Source organism: Veillonella sp. KGMB01456 (genome assembly GCF_023051165.1).
Classification (GTDB): domain Bacteria; phylum Bacillota; class Negativicutes; order Veillonellales; family Veillonellaceae; genus Veillonella_A.
Genome location: NZ_JALKIG010000005.1, coordinates 52,401 through 75,369 on the forward strand (window position 1 = coordinate 52,401; position 22,969 = coordinate 75,369).

A 22,969-nucleotide genomic window follows, 5' to 3' on the forward strand; every position below is an offset into this window, starting at 1 on the left:
GTCCTCCTTAGTACCATTTCATTACCAAGCCGGCCCAAGTTAATCCGGCTCCGAAGCCGGAAAAGGCGACTGTATGATCTCGTTCAACAAAGCCGGATCTCACTGCTTCATCTAAAGCAATAGCTACCGAAGCGGCCGATGTATTGCCGTATTTCGGCAAATTAACAAACACTTTCTCTGCCGGCATTTTCAACCGGTGTGCTGCGGAATCGATAATCCGTGTATTGGCTTGATGAGGAATGAAACGATCTAAATCTTCTAACTGTAAACCGGCTTTTTCTAACGCGTTAAGCACGGTGCGTCCCATGATTTTAACCGCGAATTTATAAACTTCGGCGCCATCCATGTGAACATAGGTCAAGCCTTCTTCGATACGTTTATCGTTAGGCACCATCGCCGTACCGCTGGATGGAATGCAAATTGCCATACCGCTGGCACCGTTGGCACCCATATCCATACCCAACATGCCATAGCCTTCAGGTACAGATGACACTACTGCTGCGCCGGCGCCATCGCCGAACAGGATACAAGTACTGCGATCCTTCCAGTTAAGCACGCGGGACATAACTTCTACACCGATTACAAGCACATTTTTGAAGAAGTTATTATTCACATAACTGCCGGCCGTAATCAATCCATATACAAAGCCGGAGCAAGCAGCGCCTAAATCAAAAGCGGCCGCATTAGTAGCTCCTAAATTAGCTTGTACTAAACAAGCTGTGGAAGGAACCGACATATCACCGGTTAAAGTTGCTAAAATGATACAATCAATATCTTCCGCCTTCAAGCCGGCTGCGTCCAAGGCACGTTTAGCCGCTTCCGTTGCCATATCGGAAGCATTCATGCCTTCCGGAGCAACGCGGCGCTCTTCAATGCCGGTGCGTTCACGAATCCATTGGTCATTCGTGTCTACGATTTTTTCCAAATCAGCGTTGGTTACGATATTATCCGGTACAAAACTTCCGGTACCGATGATACCTACCGGTTTAGTCCACATCGTCATATTTGATAGCTCCTTCTTCTTCTATACTGTGTTGAATGTTTTCAATAATCTTACGATCAACTATATCGCCGGCAATTTTAATAGCTGTCAAAATTTCTTTAGCCTTGGAACTGCCATGCGAAATCATGAATACGCCGTTTACGCCCAATAATGGTGCGCCGCCGTTTTCCGTATGGTCAAGGCGTTTACGAATCTTCTTGAACACCGGATAAATCAGGAATGCCCCCAGTTTGGCTAATATACCGCCATCCTTGATGCCTTCCTTAACAAGTTGCGTCATGACCCCTACAAGGCCTTCTGCCAACTTAAGAACTACATTGCCCGTAAAGCCGTCACATACAACAACATCAACCGTACCTTTAGGAATGTCACGACCTTCCACATTACCTTTAAAGTTAATGGTTTTAAGTTGTTCCAACAACGGATAGCTGCTTAAACACAATTCATTACCCTTAGTAGATTCTTCGCCGATATTCAACAAACCGACGGTAGGGTTTTCATGGCCAAACATAAGTCGTGCATATTCGGAGCCCATAATAGCCCCCTGCACCATATGTTTTGGCTTGCAATTCGCGTTAGCACCCGAATCAAGCATAACGGTAACACCCTGTGGTGTAGGAATCGGCGTGGCAATCATAGGTCTGTCAATCCCCTTGATACGTCCTAAGCCGAACAAAGCTGCCGCTACGGCTGCCCCGGTACTGCCCGGCGCAATGACCGCATCGCATACTTTTTGTTTAACTAAACGCGTAGCGACAATGACCGATGCGTCTTTCTTCTTGCGCACAGCTGTGCCGGGATGTTCATTCATTTCAATTACTTCACTGGCATGGTGAATAATGAGTTGCGGATTTTTTTCCTGCCCGAATTCTTTTAATACTTCATAAATTCGTGCTTCGTCACCCACCAAAACTACTTCAATATTAGGGAAGGCTTTAACCGCATCAATTGCACCACGCACAATTTCAAACGGTGCAAAATCACCACCCATAGCATCTAATGCAATTTTCATATTTTACACCCTATTCTGAATGGGCTCCATTATGAATTTCGCCCGAAAGACTTCCTTAACTTTATCTTTGATTGTGACCCAAATAAAATACTTCTCACCTCGTTGTCGCATGACAGAGGCTTTGGCCACCAAATTACAATCTGCTTTAACAGGATTCTTATACTTTATATTGCCGACACCGGCTAATGAAGCGGGGATGCCCAGCACAGCCTTGGCTAATGAATCAGCCTGCGCATATAAATACTGAGGCTCCACATAGCCGCTGGAATCGGTCATGTCATCCGTCGTCCGCAATATACTCAGACCTTGTTCACCGGCGGTGAGATCTATAAGCTCACCAACCACTTCAATATGGCTGTGATTATTGCCACTTGGCGTCAGTCCGTCTACTCTGGATTTAATGCGCTCCCGTAATTCAGGAATGCCTAACTCCAATCGATCCAAACGAATCGTCGGCACACTGACATTAAAATAGATGGCCAACTCTTCGTCAGTAACGAAGGGCGTAGTATTCAGTTTTTGTTGCAATAACTGTTGTCGCTCTTGTTTTTTTATCCGACTCATGGTACCACCTTTTATGACCAAGTAATAATACTTCGTTACAATTATATGTCACAATGGCCATTTATGCAAGTAAAATTTATGAGCCCTAAAAATTCAACAAAAATTCAACAAAAATACGGCGATTATGTAGCCTCAGCTACTGAAAACTATTTTCAACTTCATTATAATAAAAACATGATCATAACTCAACCGTTGGGACCATATATTACAACAAAGTATCCCTATATATATTTTAACTATTAATTGCAGTAATGTGCAACCGAAAAAAGGAGAAGAACTATGACATCTATGAAAACAGCCTTAGGCTTAAACAACAACCAACGCCTCGAAAAAATGATTGAAATCAAGGACAGCTATTTAAGTGGTCAGTTAAGTTTAAAAGAAGCCCGTGCCCTGTTAAAAGATCACATCGGCACTTGCACACCGGACGAATTTGCTTACGGTGAGCAACAATTAAAAGGTTCTTACACAGACGAAGAAATCACCCACCGCATGGATGAACTTCTCGAATTATTCGACGGCATCCTTATTCGTGCCGAAAATACCTACCCGGAAAACCATCCGCTTTGGGTATATATGCAAGAAATCCAAGCAGGCCTCGCGGTTATGGATGAAGTAGACGCTTTATTAAAAGCACCTCATTTTATTAAAAATCCATGGCTCGGTATTTACGATAAATTAGCACAGTGGTCCCGCCATCTGTCCCGCAAACAAAACCAGCTCTACCCGGCTCTCGAAAAATACGGTTTTGACCGCCCTACCAAAATCATGTGGACCTTTGACGACAAAGTGCGTGATTTAATCAGCGAAAGCCGTCGCCTCTTACAAGCCGATGACACCACAAAATTCTTAGAACTCCAACCCAAAATGACCGATGCTTTCCGTGACTTGGCCGACAAAGAACAGGAAGTCCTCTTACCGACGGCGTATAAACTGGTGAAGGATGATGAATTCAGCCACATGAGCCGCGGCGACCACGAAATCGGCTTTGCCCTCATTACGCCGCCACCATTCTACGGTAATGTGACCGCCAACGGAACCGTCAACGATGCGCCCTCACTCTCAAACGGCAACGAACAAAACTTCATGAGCGAATTAGCTGCTTTACTAGGTAAATACAATGTAGCTACAGCCCCATCCCCTGAAACAGAACTCGATGTAGCTACCGGAAAATTATCCCTTGAACGCATCAACCTACTCTTTAAACACATGCCGGTTGACCTTTCCTATGTGGACGAAAACGAACTGGTTAAATTCTACAGTGATACGAAACATCGTATTTTCCCTCGCAGTGCCAATGTTATCGGCCGTGAAGTACGCAACTGCCATCCTGCAAAGAGCGTTCATTTGGTAGAAGAAATTATTGAAAAATTCCGCTCCGGCGAACAAGATAAAGCTGAATTTTGGATTAATAAGCCGGAAGCGTTCATCTACATTCTTTACACCGCTGTGCGCGATGAAAAGGGTAACTTCAAAGGGGTTCTTGAAATGATGCAAGATTGCACACGTATCCGTAGTCTTGAAGGCTCTCGTACCCTCTTAACTTGGGACGATGAAGTTCACGGTAATAAAGAAGAATCAGAAACCGCTGCTGCCGATAGTGCCGCTACACCTATTACAAGCAGTACCGCTACGGCCGCTGCAGCTAACACCGCTACGACTGATACAAATTTTGCTGACAAGGATCAAAACAGCGAAACTTCAGCTACTATGGGGGACGAAATTACTGTCAAAGGCATTACCATCACTGGGGACACTCGTCTTTTTGACCTCTTCGATCAAGTACCTGGTCTCCGTCAACATATGCCGGAAATTAACAGCAATTTTGCTATGCTAAACACCGCTTTCGGCAAAATTATGGCTAAAAAAGCTACCATCGCCAAAGCAGCCGATCGTTCCGGCATGATCCAAGCCGATTTGATGAATGCCATTGCTCAATATATTGAAAAACAGGCTTAAAATAGTATTAACTTAAAATTCTATTAATAAAAAAAAAGGAGATTGCAACCGTTACGGATTGCAATCTCCTTATTTTACTTTTTACCGGGTAAACGATTATAAGCCTCATGTAGCCAAGTTAAATGATCTTTTTCACGACGAATAGCGCGCTCTAAAATCAATGAATGACCAAAGTATCGCTCTTTAGGATTTGTCGTCCCGAACAACATCTGCCAACGAGATTCTAAATAGGTTAATTTTTCTTCGTGCCGCGCAATTTCTTCCTCAAATAAAGTCACCAATAAAGGCTGATCGGCGGAATCCATAAAATATACTTTCATGGCGAATTCGTCGCGTGTAGGTGGCAATGCATTCAATGATTCATTCAGCCATTCACCGAATACGGTGTTACCCGAATCGGTAATGGTATACTTCTTCTTCGTCAGTTTACTCCCTACAATCGCTTCATGACCGCTTATAAGCCCTTCCTGTTCCATCCGATTAAGCTCGGGATAAATCTGACTATGATTGGAGTACCAAAAATCTCCGATTTCCCCTTCAAACGCTTTTTTTATATCGTAACCGGCCATAGGCTCTTTTGACAATAAGCCTAAAATTACATAGCGCAATGTATTTTTTTGAGCCATGACAACTCACCTCTTTCAACAGTTCTTTAGTATCAAAATGACAGTTTCCAATGATTAAACTGTCAGTCCATATTTATCGCTTGACTTTTCCTATTACTAAGTATAACATACTAAGTGTAAATAAACATGTATTTATTTACATGTTGTTATTTTAATATTAAAACATCAATCAGTCACTTAATCACATGTTAATATGTAGGAGGTTATCACTATGGAATTCAAAGAATTAGACGACTTTTTAGGCACTCATTTTATTTACACTTATGATAACGGCTGGGAATATGAATGGTATGCCAAAAATGATCACACCGTAGATTATCGTATTCACGGCGGCATGGTAGCCGGCCGTTGGGTAACCGATCAAGAAGCCAATATTGTTAAATTAACAGACGGCGTTTTCAAAGTAACCTGGACCGAACCTACCGGTACCGATGTAGCCCTCGACTTTATGCCTAATGAAAAAATCATGCATGGCACAATTTTCTTCCCTAAATGGGTAGAAGATCATCCGGAAATCACCGTTTGCTATCAAAATGAACACATTGACTTAATGCATGAATCCCGTGAAAAATACGAAACATATCCTAAATTGTTAGTTCCTGAATTTGCTACCATTACTTACATAAGAAAAGCCGGCCAAAATAATGAAGAAGTCATTGCCGAAGCACCTTATAAAGGCATGACCGACGATATTCGTGAAGGTCGTTATTTTGATAAAGACTATAAACGCATTAAGAAATAAGCATGTATGATGCAATTAAGTCCCTATCCCCCTATAATATATAAGTAAAATATTTTAGAGGCTTTTCAAAAATAATATGTAATTTACTAAAAAAGGTGATACTATGAAATTACAACTGAAAGCCTATTTGGCCGTTTCACTATTGACGACCGGGCTTATCCTCTTCCCTTTAACTAATGACAAGGCCGCTACAAGCAATGCAGCCAATACGGTGCCAACTATGACAACAACAGCAAACAGTACTCAAAACGACTATATTGCCCCCACCTATCAGGACATCTTAGTCGCTAACGTACCGACATATAACAATCAAACCAAAGCCTTGCGATTAAATATATACAAACCGCAAAATACAACCGAACCGGTTCCTGTTTTAGTCTTTGTACATGGCGGCGGATGGGCTACGGGAACCTATGCGGAACCGACAGCTAATGATACTGCAAACAGCACCGTAAACAATACGCCTACTTCGATGAGCAATCTGCCACCGAATACCTACGGCGATGCTACAGGTCAACTTATGGCTAATGACAACCGTTCATCCTTGGAAGTTTTCAAAGAAGTAGTTCGCCACGGAATTGCCCTAGTTTCAGTAGACTATCGCTTAAATTCCGAAGCCGCCTATCCGGATCAAATTTATGATGTAAAAGGTGCCGTACGCTTCATTCGCGCTCACGCTAAAGAATACAACATCGATCCTAATCGCATTGCTATCAGCGGCACCTCGGCGGGCGCTCATTTAGCGCTTCTTTTGGCTACCACCAATAACAATCCTGCCTATGAAGGCAATGTGGGCGGCAACACCGAATACTCTAGTGCCGTTTCGGCTGTCATCGATTATTACGGCCCTACGGACTTGTTGACCATGGCGCCCGAAATGAACCCGGCCCTACAATCGACTGCCAAAGCGGCCAAAACTCACGATGCTCCGGATGCCAATGAATCTATTCTTTTAGGCTTCAATAAACCGGGCCAAGGTGTTGGTGTATTACGACAGCTTTACGAAACACATAACACACAATCTCCGGATTGGCATTATGTTGAATTAGCTCTAAACGGTAGTCCCGTTTATCAGGTAACACCACAGACCCCGCCAATGTTCATTGCTCACGGCGGTCGTGATACATTGGTACCGATTGCCCAAAGCTATCGCTTACGGGATGCTTTAAATTCAAATGGTGTGGAAAATTTATTCATTTCCAATTCCGAGGCACCACACGGTAACCAAGGTCAATTGGTAAACGAAACTATGGTCAAATGGATTGTCGATAAATTAAACGCGCAACCAATAACTCAATCAAACACTAAATAATGTGTTAAATGCAACAACTCCTTCTATGTACTGTGCTATACTAAGCCTATAGATAGTCATCATAAAAGGAGTTGTTTTATTATGTGTGCCAAAAGAGTCAATCAAAACATAGATAAAAATACTGCCAATACTATTGCAGAAACAAGTGCAACACCGGTTGTGGAAAGCATGCCCTTTCCCCCATTATTACCCTCCAATGCTACGGTTATGATGATGGGTACCTTTCCACCGGCCGCCGATAAACGGGCCATGCAATTCCATTACCCAAACTTTCAAAACGACATGTGGCGTGTGTACGGCATGATTTTCTTTAATGATCCGGACCACTTCCGTAAAGGTGAAGAAAAAGCCTTCGATGCCGATAAAATCAAAGCATTTTTAGCCGAAAGAGGTATCGCTTCCTGCCCTACTGTATGGCAAGCTATTCGCGAGCACGGCAATGCGTCGGATGCTTTCTTAAAAGTAGTAAAACCGGTGCCGATTGAAGAAGTCTTAGGCAAACTACCGAATTGCAAACATATCGGCACCACCGGCGGCAAAGCGACGGAAGTCTTACTCAGCCTATTACCTGAAAAAACAAAACTTCCTAAAACCGGTGAAACCATTACCGTTACCTTTGGGACAAGAACCGTTACCATAACACGTTTGCCATCCACCTCCCGCGCCTATCCGTTAAGCCTTGCTAAAAAAGCGGCAGCCTATGAAGCTTTTTTCCATGAAATGGGATTGTTGAAATAGCCCACCTTGTGTGAATTATAACTAAAAAAATATAAACAGTTAACGACAAAAAACGAGCGGAAAAATCCGCTCGTTTCTCTTTTAATAGCATTATATTATTGCAATCAAAGCCCCGTTTCTAACGCAACAAAGAACCGCCCACAACCATCTGCTGGGCTTCGTTAGTGCCTTCATAAATCTGGGTAACTTTGGCATTACGCATTAAACGGGCTACCGGATAATCTTCAGAGAAACCGTAGCCGCCAAAAAGCTGTACTGCCGCCGTAGTCACTTCCATGGCAATATCACTGCAGAACTTTTTAGCCATAGAAGCAGAAATTGTATACGGTCTACCTTCCGCTTTATCTTGGCCGGCATTGTGAAGCATCAGATTAGCTGCTTCTACTTTTATTGCCATATCGGCTAATTTAAACTGTGTATTCTGGAATTTACTGAGCGGTTTACCAAACTGAACGCGTTCTTTCGTATACTCAATAGCATGAGCTAATGCAGCTTCCGCAAGGCCCGTAGCCTGAGCAGCTACGCCGATACGACTACTGTCAAGGGCATACATAGCAATCTTATAGCCTTCCCCTTCATTCCCCAACAAATTAGCTGCCGGAACTTTTACATCTTTAAAAGTAAGACCGGAACAAGTGGATGTGTGAAGGCCCATCATAGGATCTCGTTTTTCTACCGTAAACCCTTCCATATCAGGCGTTACGATAAAAGCCGAAATACCTTTGGCACCGGCTTCCGCATCGGTTTTGGCAAACACGATATACATGCCTGCTTCGCCGGAGTTGGTGATATACATTTTTTCACCGTTTAAAATGTAAAAATCACCATCTTTTACAGCCATAGTCTGTACGCCCGATGCATCAGTGCCTGCTTCTTTTTCAGTCAATGCAAAGGCGCCCAAGATACTGCCTGCAACAAGGGGTTTCAAAAATTTTTCTTTTTGTTCATCAGTACCATATCGCAATAATGGCTCACAACAAAGCCCCATGCAAACGGACAGAGTAATGGCAAGACCATCATCAAATTTAGCGAGCTCTTTTAAAGCCACCATATAGCTGATATAATCTTCGCCTAAGCCGCCATACTCTTTAGACCAAGCAATTTTAGGCAAGCCTAAAGCCATTACCTTATCTACCAATTGACGATCGAAAATCTGCGCTTTATCCCGTTCAATCACGGTAGGTTCCACAAATTCACGACAAAATTCATTTACTTTTTCCTGCCAAGCTTTTTGATTCGCTGTTAACGGATGCATAGTAACCTCCTTATGCCTCTTCTTATTAAAAACCTATTCGTAGCGCCTAATGCTCATACCGACAGCCATATATATTAAAATACTAATTTCAGTCCGTTTTATCTAACGGTTATCATCCAAATATTGCTGTCTATATCAACACTAATACAATTAACATACTATGCCTTTAATAAGACATTTCACTGCTACTATAGCACAATTAAACTATATCGTCCACAAATCAAATATCCGGACATAGCAAAAGCGCGGCTATCCGATGGATAACCGCGCTTTATTAAGAGCTATTCACTAGCTCAGCAGGTCTTATTCAGCGATGTTATTAACAACCTGAGTTCCTTTATAATGACCGCATGTAGGGCAAACCCGATGAGGCATCATAGGTTCGTGGCATTGCGGACAAGCTACAAAACCTGGAACAGTTAATTTCCAGTTCGCACGACGACGGTCGCGACGACATTTGGACAATCTACGCTTTGGTACTGCCATTATCTGCACCTCCTTAACATAATCACTGGGACTTTTAATTAATCATCATCTTTTTCATCGAGCAGTGTACGTAACACTGCCAATCGAGGATCCACTACAAAGGATTCACAAGAACAAGGTGAAACATTTTTATTTGCTCCGCAATGAACGCACAATCCTTTGCAATCATCCTGACATAACACTTGAGATGGCTCATTGATGATTAATGTATCCCGAATGAGATCCGTTAAATCAATGGTCTCACCATCAAAAGGAACAACCTCGGCTTCCTCAACATCGTCCCATTCTTTAAGGACGCCATAGGTTTCATTGAATGGTGTAGTCTGCGAATACGCTACTTCCGTCAAGCAACGTGTACATTCGTAATCACCATTGGTTGTTACGGTTCCTTCTACGATGAAATCCTGTCCATCGTAACGAAAATCACCACTAATGGTTATATCATGACGGCTCCAAGGAAAAGCAGTTACATCCCCCAGCACGGTGGCCGGTTCAGTAAATTGAAAAGGAAACGATTTTCCTATGTGTTCTTTTGCTTGCTCTACTTGCAGTTTCATAATTTTACCTCGACTATAATATTATAGCTATCTAACATGTCTTTGTCAAATTGTTATCTACATTCTTGCCGTATTTTTCTAATAAAAATATACTCGTCCGATTTAATATCTATGCTTAAGGAGACAGATAACCGTAGATACACTCGTAAGAGACCCTCAACGCCTTTAAAAGTGTATTTTAGAATGAAGAGAAAAGCCCCCTTTTGCAAGGAGGCTTCTATATTTTTAGTTTCTGATTAAGATGTCAATCAATTACATTTTTTCGAATTGATCTTTACCAACGCCACAGATTGGGCAAACATAATCATCAGGTTGATCTTCAAATTTTACACCTTCAACGGCTTCGTCATAAACCCAACCGCATACTACGCATACGTATTTTTCCATCACTTGTTCCTCCTTTCATTTTAGAATAGACACTTGTATCTACATCTTTAGTCTATCACAAATATCGATTATGTTCAATATCTTTTTTCAAAATTTGTTAAATCCTTTTTAAGCCTTATTCTATCTATATTGTCAGACTTTTGACATGAAAAACTCGTAATAAAATGTAGCATATTGTTATTATTATTTTTGGTGTTTTATCTTAACGTTTTGCTATAAATTTACTAGCCATCGTTCTTTAAGTAAAATATATTTTTATCCATTTTAATTTCTTATTCAACTTCATCTACAAAAAGCATTTGATTTATTCTATAATTAAATATAAAGATACTCAATTTTATTTTCAATTAAGGAGTAAAACTATGAAACGGATATTATTCTTAACATTATTACTGGTGTCTCTCGCTACTTCAGCTTTCGCTATCTCCTTATCCGAACTGCAAAACTCGCCTCAATTCTTAAAAACAGACGAAACATCCGATGACACCTATTATTTAAACCAAGACTCAATAAAAATACTTCGTTATTCACCACCTTACTATACATTAGAATATACTATATATATCGTTTCCTATAGTAACAAAGCAATAGTAGAAATCAATACTGTTGCTAATTATAACTATGACCGTAGTGTCAATTATATACTGGATAATGTAGATACTAGCACTTTGCCTAAATACAACATAAGGGATGAATTAACCGAAATCCTAATTCAAGAAAAAGATAAAGATAATGGCCTTAGTCTTACGGTCACCGATAATGGTTTTTATGATTTGAACGGAAATCTATTACTGCCACCTAGCAATGATCCTCCTAGAGTAATGAAATCGTCTTTTGCTGGTCCAGCATACAATACCGCATCAAGTGCATTTAAAAAGGTCTATAGTATTTATTTTTAATCCAACAACACAACAATCGAAATATTTCTATTTATAGACTTTTTCATTAAATTCCTTTATAATTAGTAGTGGAAATAAAAGTGATTTTCAATTACTTCTTTTATTAAACAAATTCACAATTTTTTATAATAATAAACAATCTACATTTTACAGGAGGTAGAACATGAAAACAAAATTGACTGAACTCTTAGGCATCGAATATCCGATTATCCAGGGCGCTATGGCTTGGACGTCTGAACATATTTTAGTAGCGGCCGTAGCTAACGCAGGCGCTACCGGCGTTATCGCTACCGGCGGTCGCGAAGCTGATTGGGTACGTGAAGAAATCCGTGCGGCTAAGAATTTGACGGACAAACCGTTCGGTGTTAACCTCATGTTAATGGCTAAGAACATCGACGAAATCGTAGCCGTTATTAAAGAAGAAAAACCGGCTTTCGTTACTTTGGGGGCAGGCAACCCGGTTCCTTACATCGAACCGATGCATGAAGCCGGTATCAAAGTAATCCCGGTTGTACCAAACGTTAAATTGGCTAAACGTGTGGCTGCTGCCGGCGCTGATGCCCTCATCATTGAAGGCCAGGAAGCAGGCGGTCATATCGGTACCCAGACTACCATGGCTCTCATGGAAAACGTATTGCCTGAAGTAGATATCCCTGTAGTTATTGCCGGCGGTATTGCTGACGGTCGTGCCTTGGCTGCAGCCCTCACTATGGGCGCCGAAGGCGTGCAAATGGGCTCCCGCTTCATCTTGGCAGAAGAATGCCAGATGCATCAGAACTGTAAAGATGCCATCATCAAAGCAACCGATACGGACTCTGCTGTTACCGGTTTAACCAGCGGTCATGGCGGCGTGCGTTCTTTAAAAAATGAATTTACGCAAAAATACTTGGAAGCTGAATTCAGCTGTGCTCCAAAAGACGAATTAACGGCTATGTCCGTCGGCACTAACCGCAAAGCGGCTGTTGAAGGCGACATCGTAAATGGCGCCGTACAATGCGGTCAAAGCTTAAATCGCTTGACTAAAGTTGAACCGGCTAAAGTAATCGTTGATTCTGTAATCGCCGAAGCAAAAGAAGCGATTAAAAAAGCACAGCGTTTTGCTTAAGCTTTAGTATTGACCTACCATGGCCTCAACGACCCCTTTGATTGTTCCGAGGCCATGTATTATTTAGTAAAGGAGTTTTAACTATGTTACCTTTTAACGGAAAATACCCAAAATTAGATCCTAAATCTTGCCTCATGCCGGGCGCTGAAATTGCCGGCGATGTAGAGCTTAAAGAATACGCCTCCCTCTGGCAAAACGTAGCTGCTCGCGGCGACGTAAATAAAATTATCGTTGGTCGCTACACCAATGTACAGGACAACTCTGTACTCCATGTAGATGACGATAAAGCTTGCGTACTCGGCGATTTCGTAACCATCGGTCACGGTGCCATCGTTCACGCTTCCACCTTGGAAGATAATGTCCTCGTTGGCATGGGTGCCATCGTTCTCAGCGGTTGCCATATCGGTACCGGTTCCATCATCGCTGCCGGTGCGGTTGTGTTGGAAAACACCACGATTCCTCCGTATTCCCTCGTTGTAGGTGTACCGGCGAAAGTAGTTCGTACCGATGAATCTCAGGTTGAACGCATCCATAACCAGGCATTGAAATATAAAAACCTTTGGACTGAACGCTACGGTTTATTACCTAATGCAGGCGGCGAAGAATACAAAAAAGGCGCTAAAATCGTTTAATACGAACAAATGACTGTCGCAAATAAAGAATAAAAACTAAAGAGCTATCCCTAAGTTTAGCTCCCCATCACACAAAAGAGGCTGACAACAATTTGCTGTCAGCCTCTTATTATATGTTCTATGCAATTTCATATTTCAGCTTGTTTGATCCGTCTATAACCAAATAACTTTGCCCTGAATCAAGCTCTTTTTCATTAGTCCATGGCGATAACAACTTCGCCCTGAGCCAAGCTCTTTTTCACATCAATAATACGTTGATTCTTCGAGCCGCGGAACCGCAAGCTTGGGTCGCGTAAAGCATCCACAAATTTGCCGTCCACTAAGATATCGCATTGTTCCAATAACTGTCGTTTAGCCGGGCAAGCGATGAGCTCATCCCAGGTATAACCGGAGTACGCCCAAATATCCTTTTCAGGCACCGTTTCACGCACCTTTTTCACAACCGGCAACAAACCGTCCACGTTTTGAAACGGTTCGCCACCGAGCAAGGTAAGGCCCGATACATTCGGATCGCTCACGTAAGTAAGTACTTCTGCCGTTTCCTTATCGGTCCAAAGCTTCCCTGCCTGTGGGTTTTGGTATTCTTCGTTAAAACAATTAAAACATTTATGTGTGCAACCGGTAACAAAAATAGACGTGCGGATACCGTTTCCGTTGGCAATATCTAATTTGCGAATTTGTCCATAATTCATTACGGCTCGCCTCCTCTACCTGCTCAAATTTAAAAATAATTGTTACTTCGGCACAATCATTCTCATATACCTAAATAAAATATTCTTACCTAAATTAAATAATCTAAACAAAAAACAGGTCATGAAATCATGACCTGTTTTTGAGTGTTAAATATGCATTACTCGGTCTTTAATTTCTTTAGTACGTCCTTCATTCCAGAAGTTTTCACCTAAATAACCGCAAGTACGGCGGATTACTGTCAATTTATCACGGTCCGTGTTATGACAACGTGGGCATTCCCAATCATTGTTATCGTTGACTTTAATTTCACCGTCAAAACCGCAAACATGACAATAATCTGATTTTGTATTAAATTCCGCATAGGAAATATTATCGTAAATGTATTTAATCATAGTTAATACGGCCGGAATATTGTTGGTCATATTCGGAATTTCCGCATAAGAAATGCAACCGCCGGTCGACTTTTTCTGGAATTCCGATTCGAATGCAAACTTATCAAATACATTAATTTCTTCCCGTACGTTTACATGATAGCTATTTGTGTAATAACCTTTATCAGTAATATCTTCGATTTCACCAAAACGGGCGCGGTCCAAAGAGCTGAAGCGATTGGTAAGGCTTTCAGCCGGTGTACCGTATAAAGCAAAGCCCATGTTATGACGTTTCTTCCAAGTGTCAATGGCTTCGTTCAAACGATCCATGACTTTCATGGCAAATACACGGCCTTTTTCACCGGTATTGGACTCGCCCGTAATAAGCTTCGTTGCTTCGTACATACCGATGTAACCCATAGAAATCGTAGCATAACCGCCTTTAAGGAATTTAGCAATCGGTTCGCCTTTTTTAAGACGAGCAATCGCACCGTGCTGCCAATGAATCGGCGATACATCACTGGTTACGTTCTTCAATAATTCATAACGCAATAATAAGGCTTTTTCAACCAATTTCAAACGTTTATCCAAAATTACAAAGAAACGTTTTTCGCTATGACGTGCCAAAATACCGATTTGTGGCAAGTTGAGACTTACTACGCCCATGTTGAAACGACCGTCGAATACATACTCGCCCTTTTCGTTTTTCCAAGGAGACAAGAACGCACGGCAACCCATTGGGCTGAAAACATTACCTTCGTAATTTTCCTTCATTTTCTTGGCGGAAATATAGTCAGGATACATGCGTTTAGCCGTACATTTAGCAGCCAATTCCGTTAAATAATAATATGGTGCGTCGGGGTGAATATTGTGTTCATCCAACACATAAATCAATTTAGGGAACGCCGGTGTAATATACACATTCGCTTCGTTTTTAACGCCCATAATGCGCTGTTTCAAAATTTCTTCATCGATGAGTGCCGCTTCTTTAGCATATTCGCTGTTTGGGTCAAAATGCATAAACAAAGTTACAAACGGAGCCTGACCGTTCGTCGTCATCAATGTATTAATCTGGTATTGAATAGTCTGAATACCGTCTTTAACTTCTTTGCGCGTACGTTTCCAAGCAATTTCTTTCGCTTTTTCCATATTCGGTTTCATGTCATAGATTTCAACCTGTTCTTCCAAAACATTGGCTAAAATCTTATCATACGATTTACGTACAAACGGCGCCAAAATACGGTCGATACCGTTAATACTCTGACCGCCGTACTGACCGGAAGCAACTTGCGCAATAATCTGCGTCGTTACGGTACAAGCAACCTGGAATGACTTCGGTGTATCAATCTTCTTACCGTTAATAACAGTACCGTTGGTGAGCATATCTTCCAAATTAATTAAACAGCAGTTGAACATCGGCTGAATGATGTAATCCATATCATGGAAGTGAATAGCGCCGCTGTCATGAGCCTGCACGATATCCGCCGGAATTAATTTACGACGGGCAATGTCCTTGCTTACTTCACCGGCAATAAGGTCACGCTGTGTGGAAACAATGGCTGCATCCTTGTTGGAGTTTTCATCAATCAATGCTGTGTTGCTGCGATCCAACAAGCCAAATACATCTTTATCGGTGGTATTTTCTTTACGTTTAAAAGCCTGAACGGCTTTGTAGTTTTCATAAGCACGTGCCGTTGCCGGATTATGGTATTCCAACAATTTGTAATATACCTGGTCTTCAATAGCATAAATTGTCAATGTTTTGCCGATCTTATGAGCGTATTCTTCGATTTCGTCAGCGATACGCCCCGCCAATCCTTCTTCATATAAACCGGTACTGCTATTCATGGCTTTTTCGATAGCTATTTCGATTTTTGTTTTATCGAATGGCACTTTCTGGCCATCACGTTTAATTACCTCCAACACGGTAAAGCCTCCCTAACACTTACTACTAAATATAGTATGTAAATAAAAAAAGATATTGACAAATAAGCAATGACCATTTGGCCACCTAGTTAAATACCCCAGTACTTACCTATAAATGGAAGCAACCGGTACTTTACAGTCACCAGTTGCTTTCGTCTTGCTTATTATACAACATCTTGTATCTGATTTCAATATATTATACTATATATTATTTTCATGCTTGACAACACTTTGAAGGTATAATTGCTTTAAACGCACAATATCAACCTTCGAGCAGGCTGTCAAAGGCAGCTCATCAAGCCAAATGATATCCTTCGGCCGTTCTTTGGTGAGTAAACGCTCTGATATGGCACCTACTATATCTTGTATAGGGGTGTTACTGTTTTTAACTAAAAAAGCCACCGGTTGTTCCCCCCGAAGTTCGTCCGGCACACCGATAACCGCCCCCGCCGTTATGCCGTCAATGGCTAATAAACGGCTCTCTAAATACGGAATAGACAGCTTATAACCGCCTCGATTAATCATAGCCTGCTTCCGCCCGGTAAAAATCAATCGCCCGCTATCACTAATGTAACCCGTATCTTCCACCGTAAAAGGCAAAGTTAACCCTTCTATACCATATGGTGTATCTACATAGATAAAGCTGTCAACGCCTACCGTAACGGTAACGCCCGGAAACGGATAGCCCACCGTGTTCGGTTCTGCCAACCACTCTTCGCCGGAGCAATAGGTAATATAATTTAGTTCACTGGCGCCGTAATAAAGAATAAATTCCGTATGCGGTTGTTTAGCTTTGAGCTTATGCAGTAGTTTAGCATCCAGCGTTTGTGATCCCGTAAAAATCATTCTGAGGGACTGTAACGTATCCTGTAAAACCGCTGTAACCAGACGCAATTTCGTGGGCAATAAGTACCAATGAGTCACTTCATATTGCTCACTCAATGTCAGCCAAGTACGGGGCGACATATGAGCCGACGTAACCACCGTGCCCCCTTCATAGATAACCGATACAAGGGTATTGAAATTGCCGGTAAAACTTAAACTGCCTTGTTGGAAAATAATCGTACCAAAGTCGATTTTAAAGATTTTATTCTGTGCTTCGAAAAAATCCACCCAACTGGCCAACGGCCGCCATAAGATTTTAGGCAAACCGGTGGTGCCCGAAGTAAGCACGCCGAAATCAGCTTTTGGATTGACACTACGGTCAATAGTAAAACCGTATTTAGCTTGCAACTGTGCCAGACGTTCATCGCTTAAATCAGGATGACATAGAATGGGTAAGCGTTTCGCTTTCATCGCTCCCAACCACTGTACGAATTGCTGCCATACCGAATCAGAGCGGATATACTCAATACGATTGTTAGCTTGCGCGGAATTCGCCTGCCTGGAATGAGACTTCTCGGAATTCGCCTGCCCCCTGTCTGCTTGCGAAATATCTATTTGCGCCGTATTCGCCAATTCTCGGGCTACTTCACGAATCCCCTTATTCAGCATTTCATAGGTGTACGTTGCGTCATCTACAACCAGAACCAACTTATTCGGATAATTCTGAGCCATATAATCGAGACGTTCCCAAAAGGAAAGACCCTTCATAGCAACTTTAGGGTCATTCAACTCAACGGCCTGAGAGAAGGTTGTTAAATTTTTTTCACGCATCACAAACAGCCTCCATTCGTTCAATAAGCATGGCCGTCCCCATACCACCGGCACCGGCAATAGCACAAATCCCATATCTACCGTTACAGTACTCTAAGGCAGCCATCAAATGGAGCAAAATAATCGCTCCCGAGCAGCCGAATGGATGACCATAGGCCAACGCACCGCCCAATTGGTTGTAACGATCCACATAGGCCTTATAATTGCGCTCAAAGAGCACATCAATCACCGCAAAGGCCTCATTCCATTCCACCGCATCAATATCATCCATGGTGAGTCCCGTTTTGGCTAGAAGCTGTTCGGTTGCCTGCCACGCCCCTTCAGGACTATATAAAGGATCACCGCCAAAAGTAATGGCGTCGACCAACTTAAAAGGGCCTACTTCATTACTTAAGGCTACAAAAGCCGCTCCGTCATGAGTAAAACAAGCATTGCCGGCCGTCACCAAGGTTCCCGGTCCCAAAACAGGCTTCATGCGATTCAATAAGCGTTGTGACAGTCCGGGTCGCACACTTTCATCCACATAGTCTCGCCCCATGTCTAACACATAGGGCGCTAACAAGCCTTCATCACGAGCTCGCCCGGCCGCTTGTTGGCTCCGCAAGCTCCAATAATCCAACTCTTCTTTGCTCACATCATACTTTTCGATGGTTCGTTGTGCCCCTTTTAACATAGCCTGCGCATCATTCTCCTGTGGTGAAAACTGAGCCACCATATATTCACCTATTCTGTCATCCCCCGCTGCATAGGTCCTGAGGGGTTGTAAGGAGCTGCTCTCCGTGCCGCCGGCCAGCACGCAATCCGCCATGCCGCTACGAATCGCGCGAAAGCCCTGAATAATTGCGGCACCGGCCGAGGCGCACTGCATATCTACCGTATAGGCCGGTGTTTTTTCACCATAACGAGAATTTAAGGCCGTTAACCGGCCAATGTTACCGCCGGTGCCGACCGCATTGCCACAGATGATTTCAGCCACGTCAGGATACTGTTCATACAACGCATCTAAGACACGAGCCCCCAATATTTCTGGTTTTATCGATTTAAATTGCCCCTTATAAGAACCAATGGGCGTCCTAAGGCCGCCCATTATGTACACCGGAGACAATGTTTGTTGTGTTTTCATAATGCCTCCAACGAGAAATTGTCTCTTAGATATTCAATTTAACCGCTTTCATACCTAACCAAGCAGCAATGCCACATTTAATAAGGTCGCCGGGGATAAACGGCAACACATACCCCGCTATGGCTGCTTCAAGTCCGATATTGGTTACAATCATGCCACCAATCATACCGAAAATATACGTAATCGGAATGGTAATAACGGCGGAACGCCAAAAATAACTGAAGAAAGACGGCGTTTTACCTTTAAGCATACTGAGAATAGTATAGGCAATCGGATAACTGATGTAGTAACCGCCGGCAGGGCCTAGGATTTTACCAAGACCGCTGGTACCGCCGGAAAATACCGGCACCCCGATAATGCCCAATAATAAATACACACAAATAGTAATAAAGGCTTCCTTTGGTGGTAATAAAAATCCGATTAAGCATAATACCAAAGTGGTAGCCGTTACCATGGCCGGTGAAAACGGAATTGGGAATGAAATATAAGCGGACACACAGGTCAACGCTACGAGTAACGCCATTTTGGTCAATTTACGAGTATCTGACATAATAAACAACCTCACAAACTAAAATAATAATCACAAAAATATGAGTGTATTGGCTTAACTACAGTTTAATGTTAAGCTACTCATCAAATAAAAATAACACTCTTAAAAAAAATGAAGCCACACCACAAAGTAAGGAAAACGCAACCTACTTGTAGCTGCAGGTAAACACCGGTCGATGCGCAGTAAAACCTTGGATGGTGCGACCTGATCTTTGTAAAACAATTGTCTCATCTACAAAGGTAGGCCTACGAAATCGAATCTTCACAGCTGTCACATCCGTCCCTACAGTTTCAGCTAAATACGCCGCCATGGCCTCCAAAATCTGGCAGCCCGACACAATGGCATTTTCCTGCTGATGAATGCTGTTATGATCTTCTACATCCGTCACAAATTCTAAAATTTCAGATCGATTGAATGCTCGCCAAGGCACAACATCAGTCGGTATCTGATAATCCGCCTTCGCCGGTTTCGGCTTCACCGGAATTGAATCAGGCGTTAAAACTTTTAATAGTACCGTAAGCGCTTCATTGCCTCTTACCAGCTCAGTTTCATACCACTCACCGTTCTGACGAACTTCGGTGTGCTCCGCCGGCTCTGCCAAACGTTGCCATTTTAATTGCGCAATCACCATTGAACGGGGTAATTCTCTATCAGCTTCAATCATAGCCTTAAATAACTCACGCATTTTGGAGCCCCCTCTTTCGCAAATCTACTTAAAATTATATTAAATTCATGCTTATTCGTCAACTACGCGCCATTCTCATTGTTAACAAATAAAGCCTTTCCCAAAGTGTACTCAAAAGCTGTGAAGTACTTACTTTGAAAAAGGCTTTTTGTTACAATGTTTTAATCAATTCCTGTAAATAGGTACGGAATGAATCTTTGCAATGTTCACTGCGCAAGCCATATTCCACGGTGGCTTCCAAATAGCCAAGGCGGTCACCTATATCATAGCGACGGCCTTCGTATTCTAAGGCATATACGTCACTCTGCAATGCGGCAAGGCCATCGGTAAGCTGCAATTCACGCCCGGCGCCAAGCGGAGTATTTTCCAACACCCCAAAAATCTCAGGTGTCAAAATATAACGCCCCAAGACAGCCAAATTAGATGGTGCCAAATCGCGTGACGGTTTTTCAACCAAGCCATCCACTTTATAAATATGAGGCTCAATTTCATGCCCTGCTACGATACCATAGGAACTTACCTTTGTTTCCGGTACGCGCTGAGTGCCAAGAATCGTGCCGCCCATACGCTCATGACAATCTATTAATTGCTTTAAACAAGGTTTTTCAGGGTTATATACCACATCATCACCCAGTAATACGGCGAACGGTTCATTGCCTACAAAAGCTTTGGCGCAAAGAATGGCATCACCCAATCCACGCGGTGCTTTTTGACGAATAAAGTGAACCCGAATATCCGCCAAGGAACGAACCATGGCCAACTGTTTTTTCTTGCCCTGCTGCTGTAACAACTGTTCCAATTCAACACTGGTATCGAAATGATCTTCAATGGCTCGTTTATTGCGCCCCGTAATAATTAAAATCTCTTCAATACCGGAAGCCAATGCTTCTTCCACAATATATTGAATCGCCGGTGTATCAACAATCGGTAACATTTCTTTAGGCTGTGCTTTGGTCGCCGGTAAAAAACGTGTACCGAAGCCGGCGGCCGGAATAATAGCTTTGCGTACTTTGCCCATGTTTGAAAGACCTCACTTTTTTCCGTCATAATAATGATTAAGAGTAATTATGAAGCCATGCCATAGGGCACAGCTTCATAACCTAAAACATCTATACTTCGTTCAATTACTAGAAATCTTTAGCAACTACCGTATAAGACCATTTTTTCTGTTTAGACTGATATGTGAGCCACCCTTCAAAGGAGTGCATATCACGATGCCAAGTATAGTCTACATAACGCAACTCACCGGACTGTACATCACGTTTCGTAGTAATCGTAAATGTATCCAAACGAGTCAGGCGGAAGGAAGCCCCCACCGTAAAGTTATGAAGAATGTCTTCACGGTCAAACGGATATGGCGAATTATCTTTCGGATCAATATTATTCTGACGATAACCGGCAAATACGTTAACTCGTGAATTTATTCGCCAATTCGTATTACCGCCCCAGTACGGCATGCTGCGAATATGGTCGTTATAGCCATAGTAATCACGCTGATAGCCGGCAAAGAAACGTAAATTGGCATTTTTAGCCAATTTAATTGTATCATGGCTTACTTCACCAAAGTACATGTAGTGACTGCCCTTGATGTAATCTTCTTTCCAATAACCGGCCGTAGCACCGCCACGAACAGTAAACGGCGTATCGCCAATATGGTACACATTGGTATATACGGAGAATTCCGGTTTCTTTTCTACCCAAACGGTACGGGCATTTAAAGTGGCCGATTCACGGCTCACGCCGACCGTAGCAACGCCCCAAGGCAAGTAATGACGATAACCGTAACTTGGCTTAAAGCCTTCCTTGGTCATCCACTGATAACGGAAGAACAATTCACCGTCATCACCAACCGGATATTTAAGACCGCCCTTCAAGCCGAAACCATCGTCGCTGGAATACGTCGGTCTTGGAATCAAGTCAAACACACTAAATTGACCTTGACGATCATTGCGAAGGGATACTACATATTTCTTCGTACTCATGATTTTACCGTTTTTAATAAACAGCTTGGCATCATGAATAATGGCTTTATCCCCCGGATACACTTCAATGGTGCTGCCTTCAATACGATAATCGGGCACACCTTTATAGGCCATAGCATGTTTGGTAGTAACCCAGCCTTTGGTAATAAGGCCCTGATTACCGTCGAATTCTGCTTTTTCAGCTTTCACATAGTATGGTTCTACATAGCCGATAACATCAGGTGCCGTCATAGCATTAGTGCCGCTGTTAAATACTAAATCTTGGCCCCGTAAGTCCTTAGTGGCCCCTTTATTTTCCAGGTAATGAAACTCACCATCCGTCGTATACTCTTGGGATTTAGTATTACCTAACAGCTTTTCACTATGAATTTCACGACTGCCCTGATAAGCATCTACTTTACCGACAGCCACAACATTGCCGGTAGCACTGCTGTAATACATGCTGTCCGCATCAACTTTAACAGGTAACTCACTGTCATTTACCGTGGTCACCGGCTTACCGCGACGGACTACACGAATAAGACCGCCATCGGACTCGCCCATATTAGCGATGGTTACCGGATTGGAATCGGTTGCAACATCTTGAGCATTTTCATAAACAAGGCCTCTATTATCGGCCGCCTGCACGGCTAATAAAGGCATAGCGACTAAAGCGGCACCCAATGCATACTTAGCCTTTTTCATTACCATCTTTTACCTACCTCAT

The 22,969-nt window shown here is 42.6% G+C and carries 23 protein-coding genes; 7 read left to right on the plus strand and 16 right to left on the minus strand.

Annotated elements, in window-relative coordinates; genetic code table 11:
• Positions 1 to 7: 7 nt before the first annotated feature.
• The 3 genes from MXE28_RS02495 to fapR are packed head-to-tail and all read right to left on the minus strand — an operon-like array spanning position 8 to position 2,579.
• Complete coding sequence (locus MXE28_RS02495; RefSeq protein WP_021841447.1) at positions 8 to 1,003, minus strand: beta-ketoacyl-ACP synthase III; 996 nt, start codon at positions 1,001 to 1,003, stop codon at positions 8 to 10.
• Positions 987 to 2,015, minus strand: a complete 1,029-nt coding sequence (gene plsX / locus MXE28_RS02500) for a phosphate acyltransferase PlsX (protein ID WP_127058228.1) — start codon at positions 2,013 to 2,015, stop codon at positions 987 to 989. Before plsX ends, MXE28_RS02495 begins: the two co-directional genes overlap by 17 nt.
• A 3-nt stretch (positions 2,016 to 2,018) precedes the next feature.
• Positions 2,019 to 2,579 (minus strand): transcription factor FapR, encoded by a 561-nt coding sequence (gene fapR, locus MXE28_RS02505; RefSeq protein ID WP_006554981.1) that lies wholly within the window; start codon positions 2,577 to 2,579, stop codon positions 2,019 to 2,021.
• Between the two features lie 279 nt (positions 2,580 to 2,858).
• Between fapR and MXE28_RS02510 the strand changes: the two genes are divergently transcribed.
• Entirely contained in the window at positions 2,859 to 4,538 is a 1,680-nt protein-coding gene (locus tag MXE28_RS02510) for a DUF438 domain-containing protein (RefSeq protein WP_226974280.1), read from the plus strand.
• A gap of 74 nt (positions 4,539 to 4,612) precedes the next feature.
• Here the strand turns inward: MXE28_RS02510 and MXE28_RS02515 are convergent, their stop codons facing one another.
• A complete protein-coding gene (locus MXE28_RS02515; protein ID WP_021841444.1) occupies positions 4,613 to 5,164 on the minus strand; it encodes a PadR family transcriptional regulator in 552 nt (183 codons plus the stop codon).
• A 211-nt stretch (positions 5,165 to 5,375) separates the two neighbouring features.
• On the opposite strand from MXE28_RS02515, the gene MXE28_RS02520 reads away from it, so the two are divergent.
• The 3 genes from MXE28_RS02520 to MXE28_RS02530 all read left to right on the plus strand — a co-directional run bounded on the left by MXE28_RS02520 (position 5,376) and on the right by MXE28_RS02530 (position 7,956).
• Positions 5,376 to 5,906 (plus strand): phenolic acid decarboxylase, encoded by a 531-nt coding sequence (locus MXE28_RS02520; protein ID WP_226974238.1) that lies wholly within the window; start codon positions 5,376 to 5,378, stop codon positions 5,904 to 5,906.
• Between the two features lie 103 nt (positions 5,907 to 6,009).
• A complete protein-coding gene (locus tag MXE28_RS02525) occupies positions 6,010 to 7,218 on the plus strand; it encodes an alpha/beta hydrolase (protein ID WP_021841442.1) in 1,209 nt (402 codons plus the stop codon).
• Between the two features lie 168 nt (positions 7,219 to 7,386).
• Positions 7,387 to 7,956 carry a DNA glycosylase gene (locus tag MXE28_RS02530; protein WP_156705599.1) on the plus strand — a complete coding sequence of 190 codons (570 nt, stop codon included), beginning with the start codon at positions 7,387 to 7,389 and terminating at the stop codon, positions 7,954 to 7,956.
• Between the two features lie 118 nt (positions 7,957 to 8,074).
• Here the strand turns inward: MXE28_RS02530 and MXE28_RS02535 are convergent, their stop codons facing one another.
• From MXE28_RS02535 to MXE28_RS02550, 4 genes are all read right to left on the minus strand, one after another.
• Complete coding sequence (locus MXE28_RS02535; RefSeq protein WP_156704552.1) at positions 8,075 to 9,211, minus strand: acyl-CoA dehydrogenase family protein; 1,137 nt, start codon at positions 9,209 to 9,211, stop codon at positions 8,075 to 8,077.
• Positions 9,212 to 9,514: 303 nt separating this feature from the next.
• Positions 9,515 to 9,697: a 50S ribosomal protein L32 gene (gene rpmF / locus MXE28_RS02540; protein WP_006554988.1), complete on the minus strand. Its 183-nt coding sequence runs from the start codon at positions 9,695 to 9,697 to the stop codon at positions 9,515 to 9,517.
• A 38-nt stretch (positions 9,698 to 9,735) separates the two neighbouring features.
• The gene (locus tag MXE28_RS02545; RefSeq protein WP_006554989.1) at positions 9,736 to 10,254 is read right to left on the minus strand and encodes a DUF177 domain-containing protein; all 519 of its coding nucleotides are present in this window, start codon (positions 10,252 to 10,254) and stop codon (positions 9,736 to 9,738) included.
• Between the two features lie 252 nt (positions 10,255 to 10,506).
• Entirely contained in the window at positions 10,507 to 10,641 is a 135-nt protein-coding gene (locus MXE28_RS02550) for a rubredoxin (RefSeq protein ID WP_006554990.1), read from the minus strand.
• Between the two features lie 362 nt (positions 10,642 to 11,003).
• Here MXE28_RS02550 and MXE28_RS02555 point away from each other — a divergent pair, with 362 nt between their 5' ends.
• The 3 genes from MXE28_RS02555 (at position 11,004) to MXE28_RS02565 (ending at position 13,277) form a co-directional block, all read left to right on the plus strand.
• A complete protein-coding gene (locus MXE28_RS02555; protein ID WP_021841439.1) occupies positions 11,004 to 11,540 on the plus strand; it encodes a hypothetical protein in 537 nt (178 codons plus the stop codon).
• Between the two features lie 163 nt (positions 11,541 to 11,703).
• On the plus strand, positions 11,704 to 12,645 hold the full coding sequence (locus MXE28_RS02560) for a nitronate monooxygenase (RefSeq protein WP_021841438.1): 942 nt from the start codon (positions 11,704 to 11,706) through the stop codon (positions 12,643 to 12,645).
• An 83-nt stretch (positions 12,646 to 12,728) separates the two neighbouring features.
• Complete coding sequence (locus tag MXE28_RS02565) at positions 12,729 to 13,277, plus strand: gamma carbonic anhydrase family protein (RefSeq protein WP_021841437.1); 549 nt, start codon at positions 12,729 to 12,731, stop codon at positions 13,275 to 13,277.
• 194 nt (positions 13,278 to 13,471) lie between these two features.
• On the opposite strand, the gene nrdG is transcribed toward MXE28_RS02565, so the two are convergent.
• The 8 genes from nrdG to MXE28_RS02605 form a co-directional block, all read right to left on the minus strand.
• Positions 13,472 to 13,969: an anaerobic ribonucleoside-triphosphate reductase activating protein gene (gene nrdG, locus MXE28_RS02570; RefSeq protein ID WP_021841007.1), complete on the minus strand. Its 498-nt coding sequence runs from the start codon at positions 13,967 to 13,969 to the stop codon at positions 13,472 to 13,474.
• A 147-nt stretch (positions 13,970 to 14,116) separates the two neighbouring features.
• Positions 14,117 to 16,267: an anaerobic ribonucleoside-triphosphate reductase gene (gene nrdD / locus MXE28_RS02575; RefSeq protein ID WP_021841006.1), complete on the minus strand. Its 2,151-nt coding sequence runs from the start codon at positions 16,265 to 16,267 to the stop codon at positions 14,117 to 14,119.
• Positions 16,268 to 16,468: 201 nt separating this feature from the next.
• Positions 16,469 to 17,923 (minus strand): AMP-binding protein, encoded by a 1,455-nt coding sequence (locus MXE28_RS02580; protein ID WP_247239774.1) that lies wholly within the window; start codon positions 17,921 to 17,923, stop codon positions 16,469 to 16,471.
• On the minus strand, positions 17,916 to 19,046 hold the full coding sequence (locus MXE28_RS02585) for a thiolase family protein (RefSeq protein WP_021841004.1): 1,131 nt from the start codon (positions 19,044 to 19,046) through the stop codon (positions 17,916 to 17,918). Before MXE28_RS02585 ends, MXE28_RS02580 begins: the two co-directional genes overlap by 8 nt.
• A gap of 25 nt (positions 19,047 to 19,071) precedes the next feature.
• Positions 19,072 to 19,596 (minus strand): biotin transporter BioY, encoded by a 525-nt coding sequence (locus MXE28_RS02590; protein ID WP_021841003.1) that lies wholly within the window; start codon positions 19,594 to 19,596, stop codon positions 19,072 to 19,074.
• A 145-nt stretch (positions 19,597 to 19,741) separates the two neighbouring features.
• Positions 19,742 to 20,281 (minus strand): hypothetical protein, encoded by a 540-nt coding sequence (locus MXE28_RS02595; RefSeq protein WP_226974242.1) that lies wholly within the window; start codon positions 20,279 to 20,281, stop codon positions 19,742 to 19,744.
• Between the two features lie 151 nt (positions 20,282 to 20,432).
• Positions 20,433 to 21,299 (minus strand): UTP--glucose-1-phosphate uridylyltransferase GalU, encoded by an 867-nt coding sequence (gene galU, locus MXE28_RS02600; protein ID WP_226974243.1) that lies wholly within the window; start codon positions 21,297 to 21,299, stop codon positions 20,433 to 20,435.
• 109 nt (positions 21,300 to 21,408) lie between these two features.
• A complete protein-coding gene (locus tag MXE28_RS02605; protein WP_021841000.1) occupies positions 21,409 to 22,953 on the minus strand; it encodes an LptA/OstA family protein in 1,545 nt (514 codons plus the stop codon).
• Positions 22,954 to 22,969: the final 16 nt, after the last annotated feature.

What these genes read in the sequence shown, in the direction of transcription:
- MXE28_RS02495 (WP_021841447.1), bottom strand. Translation starts at nt 1,003, where the DNA reads ATGACGATGTGGACTAAACCGGTAGGTATCATCGGTACCGGAAGTTTT.
- plsX (WP_127058228.1), bottom strand. Translation starts at nt 2,015, where the DNA reads ATGAAAATTGCATTAGATGCTATGGGTGGTGATTTTGCACCGTTTGAA.
- fapR (WP_006554981.1), bottom strand. Translation starts at nt 2,579, where the DNA reads ATGAGTCGGATAAAAAAACAAGAGCGACAACAGTTATTGCAACAAAAA.
- MXE28_RS02510 (WP_226974280.1), top strand. Translation starts at nt 2,859, where the DNA reads ATGACATCTATGAAAACAGCCTTAGGCTTAAACAACAACCAACGCCTC.
- MXE28_RS02515 (WP_021841444.1), bottom strand. Translation starts at nt 5,164, where the DNA reads ATGGCTCAAAAAAATACATTGCGCTATGTAATTTTAGGCTTATTGTCA.
- MXE28_RS02520 (WP_226974238.1), top strand. Translation starts at nt 5,376, where the DNA reads ATGGAATTCAAAGAATTAGACGACTTTTTAGGCACTCATTTTATTTAC.
- MXE28_RS02525 (WP_021841442.1), top strand. Translation starts at nt 6,010, where the DNA reads ATGAAATTACAACTGAAAGCCTATTTGGCCGTTTCACTATTGACGACC.
- MXE28_RS02530 (WP_156705599.1), top strand. Translation starts at nt 7,387, where the DNA reads ATGCCCTTTCCCCCATTATTACCCTCCAATGCTACGGTTATGATGATG.
- MXE28_RS02535 (WP_156704552.1), bottom strand. Translation starts at nt 9,211, where the DNA reads ATGCATCCGTTAACAGCGAATCAAAAAGCTTGGCAGGAAAAAGTAAAT.
- rpmF (WP_006554988.1), bottom strand. Translation starts at nt 9,697, where the DNA reads ATGGCAGTACCAAAGCGTAGATTGTCCAAATGTCGTCGCGACCGTCGT.
- MXE28_RS02545 (WP_006554989.1), bottom strand. Translation starts at nt 10,254, where the DNA reads ATGAAACTGCAAGTAGAGCAAGCAAAAGAACACATAGGAAAATCGTTT.
- MXE28_RS02550 (WP_006554990.1), bottom strand. Translation starts at nt 10,641, where the DNA reads ATGGAAAAATACGTATGCGTAGTATGCGGTTGGGTTTATGACGAAGCC.
- MXE28_RS02555 (WP_021841439.1), top strand. Translation starts at nt 11,004, where the DNA reads ATGAAACGGATATTATTCTTAACATTATTACTGGTGTCTCTCGCTACT.
- MXE28_RS02560 (WP_021841438.1), top strand. Translation starts at nt 11,704, where the DNA reads ATGAAAACAAAATTGACTGAACTCTTAGGCATCGAATATCCGATTATC.
- MXE28_RS02565 (WP_021841437.1), top strand. Translation starts at nt 12,729, where the DNA reads ATGTTACCTTTTAACGGAAAATACCCAAAATTAGATCCTAAATCTTGC.
- nrdG (WP_021841007.1), bottom strand. Translation starts at nt 13,969, where the DNA reads ATGAATTATGGACAAATTCGCAAATTAGATATTGCCAACGGAAACGGT.
- MXE28_RS02580 (WP_247239774.1), bottom strand. Translation starts at nt 17,923, where the DNA reads ATGCGTGAAAAAAATTTAACAACCTTCTCTCAGGCCGTTGAGTTGAAT.
- MXE28_RS02585 (WP_021841004.1), bottom strand. Translation starts at nt 19,046, where the DNA reads ATGAAAACACAACAAACATTGTCTCCGGTGTACATAATGGGCGGCCTT.
- MXE28_RS02590 (WP_021841003.1), bottom strand. Translation starts at nt 19,596, where the DNA reads ATGTCAGATACTCGTAAATTGACCAAAATGGCGTTACTCGTAGCGTTG.
- MXE28_RS02595 (WP_226974242.1), bottom strand. Translation starts at nt 20,281, where the DNA reads ATGCGTGAGTTATTTAAGGCTATGATTGAAGCTGATAGAGAATTACCC.
- galU (WP_226974243.1), bottom strand. Translation starts at nt 21,299, where the DNA reads ATGGGCAAAGTACGCAAAGCTATTATTCCGGCCGCCGGCTTCGGTACA.
- MXE28_RS02605 (WP_021841000.1), bottom strand. Translation starts at nt 22,953, where the DNA reads ATGGTAATGAAAAAGGCTAAGTATGCATTGGGTGCCGCTTTAGTCGCT.